We start from the raw sequence: 6,498 nt of genomic DNA, 5'->3' as shown, positions 1-6,498 counted from the left end.
ATTACTGCCCACGAACCGGATGTTTTGGACTGGGAAGCGCTGGCGCGGATGGAAACGCTGGTAATCTTGATGGGTGGGCGCAATCTCGGTGAAATTGTCTATCAGTTGCATCGATATGGGCGATCGCTTTCTACTCCCGTCGCTGCGATTCGTTGGGCGGGAACGCCTCAACAACAAGTCTGGACAGCTACGCTGGGCACTATCGTTGAGCAAACTAGGGGTGAATCTCTCTCTCCCAGCGTCATTACCATCGGGGAAGTCGTCGGTTTGAGAGAATACTTGCGATCGCCAGATGCACCAGTCGTCTCAGATCGACGCCTAAATCCGCCCGTACAATCATCAGAATCTTCAACCCAATCCGCAGGGGTGAGTTTATCAGACATACCTATGGGAAGCCACAGTTCTCAGAAAACCTCGTCTCTAACGACTCAAAACTCTTCCCAACCGCTAGCTGGGAAAACTATCCTGGTGACACGCGCAGCTGGACAATCGGGTGAGTTTTGCGTGCGTCTCCAAGAAGAAGGCGCGACGGTGATTGAGATGCCGACGCTGGAAATTACTCCTCCTTCCAGTTGGGAAGAATTGGATAATGCGATCGCGCATTTATCGGATTTCGACTGGTTAATTCTCACTTCCAGCAACGGGGTTGATTACTTTTTTGAACGGCTGGAAGCGCAAAATCAAGATGCCCGTGCCTTAGCCGGGGTCAAAATTGCTGTTGTCGGGAAGAAAACCGCCCAAAGTCTCAAGCAGCATGGCTTACAACCCGATTTTATTCCCCCGGATTTTGTCGCAGATTCTCTAATTGAATACTTTCCAGAACCGTTAGAACGCAAGAAAATTCTGTTTCCCAGAGTGGAAACGGGCGGAAGAGAAGTCTTGGTGAAGGAATTAACTGTCCAAGGTGCGGAAGTAATCGAAGTGGCGGCTTATCAATCTCAGTGTCCGAAAGCGATCGCACCCGCTGCCTTAGATGCCCTCCAGCGACAAGTGGTAGATGTGATTACTTTTGCAAGTTCTAAAACTGTGCAATTTTTTGGTCAATTAGTCGGAGAAATCGACAAATTACCCTTACAAGGTGTCTGTATCGCCTCGATTGGCCCTCAAACTTCTAAAACCTGTCTTTCTCTGCTGGGGCGAGTGGATGTAGAAGCCCCTGAATACACTCTAGACGGCTTAACCCAAGCGATCGTCCAGTGGGCGACATCTGAGGCGAATGTCCGCGATCGCTTGGCTCACAACTCAAATATAGATTGCTAGATAGCAATTCTCGATTGGATGCCGTACATTTTAACCCCACCCCTGCCCCTCCCCGTTCAAGAGGAGGGGTTCCCTGTTCTCCCCTCTCCGTTCACGGAGAAGGGTTGGGGGTGAGGTTCAAAGTATTACACGCAACTGAAAACCGCGATCATCTCTCTCGAAAGCTTTTCCACCTTTCGTCGTGCCCTTATGGGATAGACGGTTCTAAGATTCTTCCGGATGACAGAGCCGCTAGTAAGTATTTTTAGCTATCATCTATTATTATTAAGATTGTTAACAGTGACTTGCATTTTGGCAGGCTTACCACTCTAGCCAAGGTGGTACGTCAGCTAAGTGCCAGATAGCTGACCCGATATAGTGGCGCTCAACTGTACCCAGATCGGGTGTCACTAGAAACCGCGACTTGCACAACCGTTCATGAGATTGCTTGCATAAAGGTCAAATAAAAGGGTGATAAGTCCCATAGCTACCAAGCAAAAATTGACGCTTGCAAGAACTTTATTTTCAATTCATATGAGGACTGGTACTGGTGACAACACTAAGACAACTTGCCCAAACCAATGAAGAATCTTTAATTGCAGCGTTTTTTCAGGAATCAGAGGGCAAATGGCACTCTGAAAGACGCTACTATACGCTGCCGGATGGAGAAACCAAGGAGATGGTGAGTCTGATTACCGTCCGGTTTCTGGAACAGGGAAGCTCGGAATTGCTACATTTGGCAGAGTTACACCAGCTGGAAGATCCAGCAGCGCTGATTTGTGGTTCCTATGTAGAGTGGAACAGCACAAACTCAGTCACAAACCGCAAAGAGTCCAAAGGTTCGACACTATTTGGCGCATTAGGAACCACACTCTATCGCGATCGCGGCTTTGCCACTCCGAAACCCGTCACGGCTGAGTATTATTTCCCCAATCCCAAAACTTTGTGCTTGCGGACAGAGTACAGAGACTCTTCATTTGAAGAAGAATTAAAACTGATTGGTCGAAGCTACCGCACCCGGCAAACGATCATCTCCCGTGCCGGAGAACAGCAAATGATCGGTCAATATCTAGAAAAGCGCCTTAGCTAGACTTAACCTGCACACCCAGCCAGAAGTGCCACCGCCGCCACTAAATCATCAGGCTCGACGGGCTTAGACTGATACATTTGAAACCCTGCCTTCAGGGCGCGGTTTTTATCTTCCTCCCTAGCGTAGGCGGTCAGCGCTAGGGCTGGAATTTGTTTTCCGGTTTTTTCTTCCAAAGTTCTCATCTTGCCGATGAGGGCGTAGCCATCTTCCTCTGGCATTCCAATATCACTCACCAGCAAATCGGGCTGCCAGCTACGAAGGACTTCTAACGCCTCGGCTACGGATGCGATCGCTTTCACTTTCGCCCCAGACTCTTCAAGCACGAGGGCGATCAATTCGCGTGTATCCGTATCATCATCCACAACTAGAACCTGCAATCCGCTCAGGAGTTGAGGTGCTTGTGCTACCTTCTCCTTAGCTTCCCCGCTCCCCGACTCCTCTGCCCCCCGGCGCTCCTGCCCCTCGGTTTCTCGACTTTTATCAAAAAGTGGTAGAAGCACTGTAAACGTTGCTCCCTGCCCGATTCCGAGACTAGCAGCACGAACGGTGCCACCGTGCAATTCCACCAAGTGACGCACAATCGCTAATCCAAGTCCTAATCCTCCATGCGATCGCGTGGTACTCGCGTCAGCTTGACGAAAGCGGTCAAACGCATAGGGCAGAAAGTCGGGGCTAATGCCCATGCCTGTGTCGCTAATTTGGATTTGGGCAAAGAAAGTTGAAGGTTGCGGGTTATTAAGTGGAGAGTTCGTGGGTTGCACTTCAACTTTTTCTTCGAGTTTTCCTTCAACCCTCTCCAGCCGCACCTCAATTTGCCCGCCTTCTGATGTGAACTTGATGGCGTTGGAGAGTAGATTCCAAACGACTTGCTGCAAGCGATCTGGATCGGCAGCGACCAAGCCGACTGAGCGGTCTAGTACCGCCTTGACTCGAATCCCCTTGGCATCCGCTGCCGGACGCAAGATATTAATCGCTTCATCAATGATAGGTATCAGCTCGATCGAGCGAATATTCAGGTGCAGCTTGCCCCGAATAATCCGCGAGACATCTAGAATTTCATCGGTGAGTTTTACCTGCGCCTTGGCGTTGCGCTCAATACTCTCAAGGGCACGACTGATAACAGTGGGAGTTAGCTTCTGATTGCGGAGTAGCGTTGCCCATCCGAGGATAGAGTTCAGGGGGGTGCGGAGTTCGTGAGACAGGGTTGCCAGGAACTCGTCCTTGAGGTGGTTGGCTTCCTGAGCTTCCCGGTAGAGTCGGGCATTGTCAATTGCCAAAGCAGCCCGATCCGCGAGGTCTTGCAGAAAGAATTGGTCATCACGAGTATAGGAGTATCCGGGGCGATCGCGCGAAACGAATAAAGTCCCAATCCGCCGACCTCGTACCTCTAAGGGTGCGATCAAAATGCTGTATATCCCAAAGCGCTGCAAGTAGGGCAAATACTTGGACTCGCTCAAAGGTTGTATCTCCTCTGGCGACACGACTGGAATCAGTAGCGTCTCGCCCGTTTTAAAGACCCGACCCGTCAAACCCTCATCAACGCGGTGTGGCTCCGTGGCGAGGGTTTCTTGCAAACAGGCGAGGGCTTCTGGGTTTGGATGATAAATTGCTACCGGGTTGAGGTACTTTCCATCATCTGATAGGATGCGAACTACGCACAGATTTCCCAGTCGCTGAGCTATTTGCTGACTGACCAGTTCTAGAACTGCTTGAAATTCCGGAATTTTCTCAGCAAAAGCCCGCGATACCTCGCTCAAAGCTTGCCGATGCGCTTCCAGACGAGCGGCTCTTCGCTGAGTTTCGGCTCGTTCTAGGGCTAACTGCACCGCAGCAGGCAGACGGTTGTAATATTTGGGCAACTTCAGAACGTAGTCGGACAGCCCCGCCTTCATCGCTTCTACAGCAATCTCTTCGCTGCCTGTATTGGTAAACATCACCACGGGGCAGTCGGGATACCGAGCTTTGACGGCACGCAGAACCGTTAGACCATCACTCCAGCGCAGTTGATAGTCAGTGACAACGGCATCGAAGCCATCTGCCGCAAGTGCCTGGTTCAAGGCATTGATTTCTGCTATCTCCTGAATTTGGAGATCGGAAAAGGCTCGGCTGAGCTGACGAGCTGCTAGGAGGCGATCATCAGGGTTGTCATCGATCAGTAAAATACGTAAGGTCTGGCTCATATCCGCTATTTAGTTGGAAGGTTGAAAGGGTTGAAGATTTAAGCTTTCAGCTTTCAAAGTCTTTCCAACTTTCAACTCTCCTCTAATTTTGGCTTCTGGTTGAAAATGAGCCAATATGAATTCAGTGTTTTCACCATATCCAGCAACGCTTCAAAAGCAACTGGTTTAACCAAGTAAGAGTTGGCTCCCAGGTCATAGGCTTGGTTGATGTCGCGATTTTCCTCGGAGGAAGTTAGAACAACAACGGGCAGGCGCTTCAGGTCTGGCTGCTGCCGTAACCATTCCAGCACCTCAAGACCCGACTTGCGAGGGAGTTTCAGGTCTAGCAGGATCAAAACGGGTAGGGGGTAGCGATCGCGATCGGTGTAAGGCGGTTCGCCCGCAAGGTAAAACACGGCTGCCTCCCCATTTTCCACCACTTGCAATGGGTTAAGCAGGTTAGCTTTCCGAAAAGCTCGCTGGATCAGGAAAATGTCATTGGAGTCGTCTTCCACCAGCAAAATAGTATAGTTAGACGCGTTCAACATTCGTCTCTAGCCTTGGGCAGGTCTATCCAAAATCTGCTTCCCTCACCAGCTTGCGACTCGACTCCGGCATGACCTCCCATGCGTTCTAACCCTTTCCGCACAATTGCCAACCCAATGCCGGTGCCGGGGTAACTTTCAATTCCGTGTAGGCGCTCGAAGACGCGAAAAATGCGTTGTTGATGTTCTGGAGCAATGCCGATGCCGTTGTCTTCTATCCACAAGCGTACCCAAAATTGGGAAGTTGCTGAAGGTTGATTACTCTCTGGCTCTTCGGCTCTAGATGCGATCGCTCTGGTCTCTACCCTTGCCTCTACAATACCCTGTTCCTCGGCTTCCCCTCTCTCCCTAACTTCTGCCCATACTCGCACCTGCGGTTGGACTCCAGGAGCGATAAATTTTATTGCATTATTTAGCAAATTTGTCAAGACTTGAATCAAGGTGGTGCGATGCCCGACGATTTGAGGCAGCGGTGGTTCTACTGTCACTTGGACTTGTTTTTGCCGCAGTTCTGGCTCTAGTTGAGCGAGGACTTCCACCACCAAAGTTTCTAGGGAAATCGGCTGGAGACGGATCTCCGTGCGGCTGAGGCGACTATAGTCGAGCAGATCCTGGATTAAGGTATCCATGCGCTGAGAAGCCGTAATAATGCGCTGGGCATAATCTTGCCCGATGGCATCTAAGGAGTCGCTATAGTCTTCTAACAAAGCGTGACTGAAACCCTGCATGGCACGCAATGGCGCACGGAGGTCGTGAGAAACGGAATAGGCAAACGCTTCTAATTCAGCATTGGCTTCCTGCAATTGAACGGTGCGATCGCTAACGCGCTGCTCTAGTTGTGCATTGTTCTGTTCGAGCTGTTCTCGTAACTCAGCTTGCTGCATTGCGATCGCAAGTTGGTTGGCAACCTCAGTGGCAATCTCTTGGTGTTCCGGATTAAACGTTGCCGGTTCCGTGGCACTTAGAATCAGTTCGCCGAGCAGATTTTCTTCGACCCGCAGGGGTACAGTCATGCAGCTGCTTTGCCCTTCCCCCATTCGCTTCATGGCAGGCGGACAACGATTGAGTGCCGCGTTCTCTAGAGAATAGGTTCTCTGTTGCCCTAAGAGAAATCCAGGCACAAAATCGTCAATGGGAAGCGTAGCGCCTTCTTTGAACCACAAATCTCCGTTGACACTTCCGGCTATCACCTGGGCAACGCCAGTTTCAAAGTTAAACAACACCACAAAAGATTGCTGGCAGGGCACTAAGCGCCGCATCCGCGACAATGCCGCGCGGACAAGTGCTGCCCGTGAATGTGCTGCCAGAATCGCCTGGTCGATCTCATGCAATGCTTCCAACCGCTGAGCAGATCGACGCAGCGCGTTTGTTTGCTCTTGGGCGATCGCGAGGGCGTGTTTGTAGGTTTTTGCCACTCCCATCAACTGACGGCTGGTGAACAATGCCAGCAGGCTTCCCAACCCAA

Annotated in this window: 5 protein-coding genes; 2 read left to right on the top strand and 3 right to left on the bottom strand. The window is 50.9% G+C overall.

Annotated features, from left to right (window positions below):
• Together H6F50_RS06490 and H6F50_RS06485 are read left to right on the top strand one after the other, a co-directional pair.
• Positions 1–1,260: uroporphyrinogen-III synthase (locus H6F50_RS06490; RefSeq protein ID WP_190427682.1), on the top strand; the 1,260-nt coding region annotated here is incomplete at its 5' end.
• Between the two features lie 529 nt (positions 1,261–1,789).
• A complete protein-coding gene (locus tag H6F50_RS06485) occupies positions 1,790–2,329 on the top strand; it encodes a phycobiliprotein lyase (RefSeq protein WP_190427680.1) in 540 nt (179 codons plus the stop codon).
• A gap of 2 nt (positions 2,330–2,331) precedes the next feature.
• On the opposite strand, the gene H6F50_RS06480 is transcribed toward H6F50_RS06485, so the two are convergent.
• From H6F50_RS06480 to H6F50_RS06470, 3 genes are all read right to left on the bottom strand, one after another.
• Positions 2,332–4,509 (bottom strand): response regulator, encoded by a 2,178-nt coding sequence (locus H6F50_RS06480; protein WP_190427677.1) that lies wholly within the window; start codon positions 4,507–4,509, stop codon positions 2,332–2,334.
• 71 nt (positions 4,510–4,580) lie between these two features.
• On the bottom strand, positions 4,581–5,036 hold the full coding sequence (locus H6F50_RS06475; protein ID WP_190414639.1) for a response regulator: 456 nt from the start codon (positions 5,034–5,036) through the stop codon (positions 4,581–4,583).
• Positions 5,030–6,498: ATP-binding protein (locus tag H6F50_RS06470; protein ID WP_190427673.1), on the bottom strand; the 1,469-nt coding region annotated here is incomplete at its 5' end. The genes H6F50_RS06470 and H6F50_RS06475, both read right to left, overlap by 7 nt.

This window comes from Coleofasciculus sp. FACHB-712 (assembly GCF_014695635.1).
Taxonomy (GTDB): Bacteria; Cyanobacteriota; Cyanobacteriia; order Cyanobacteriales; family FACHB-T130; genus FACHB-T130.
Note: the sequence above shows the minus strand (reverse complement) of the source record. Positions and strands in the feature narration are given on the sequence as shown.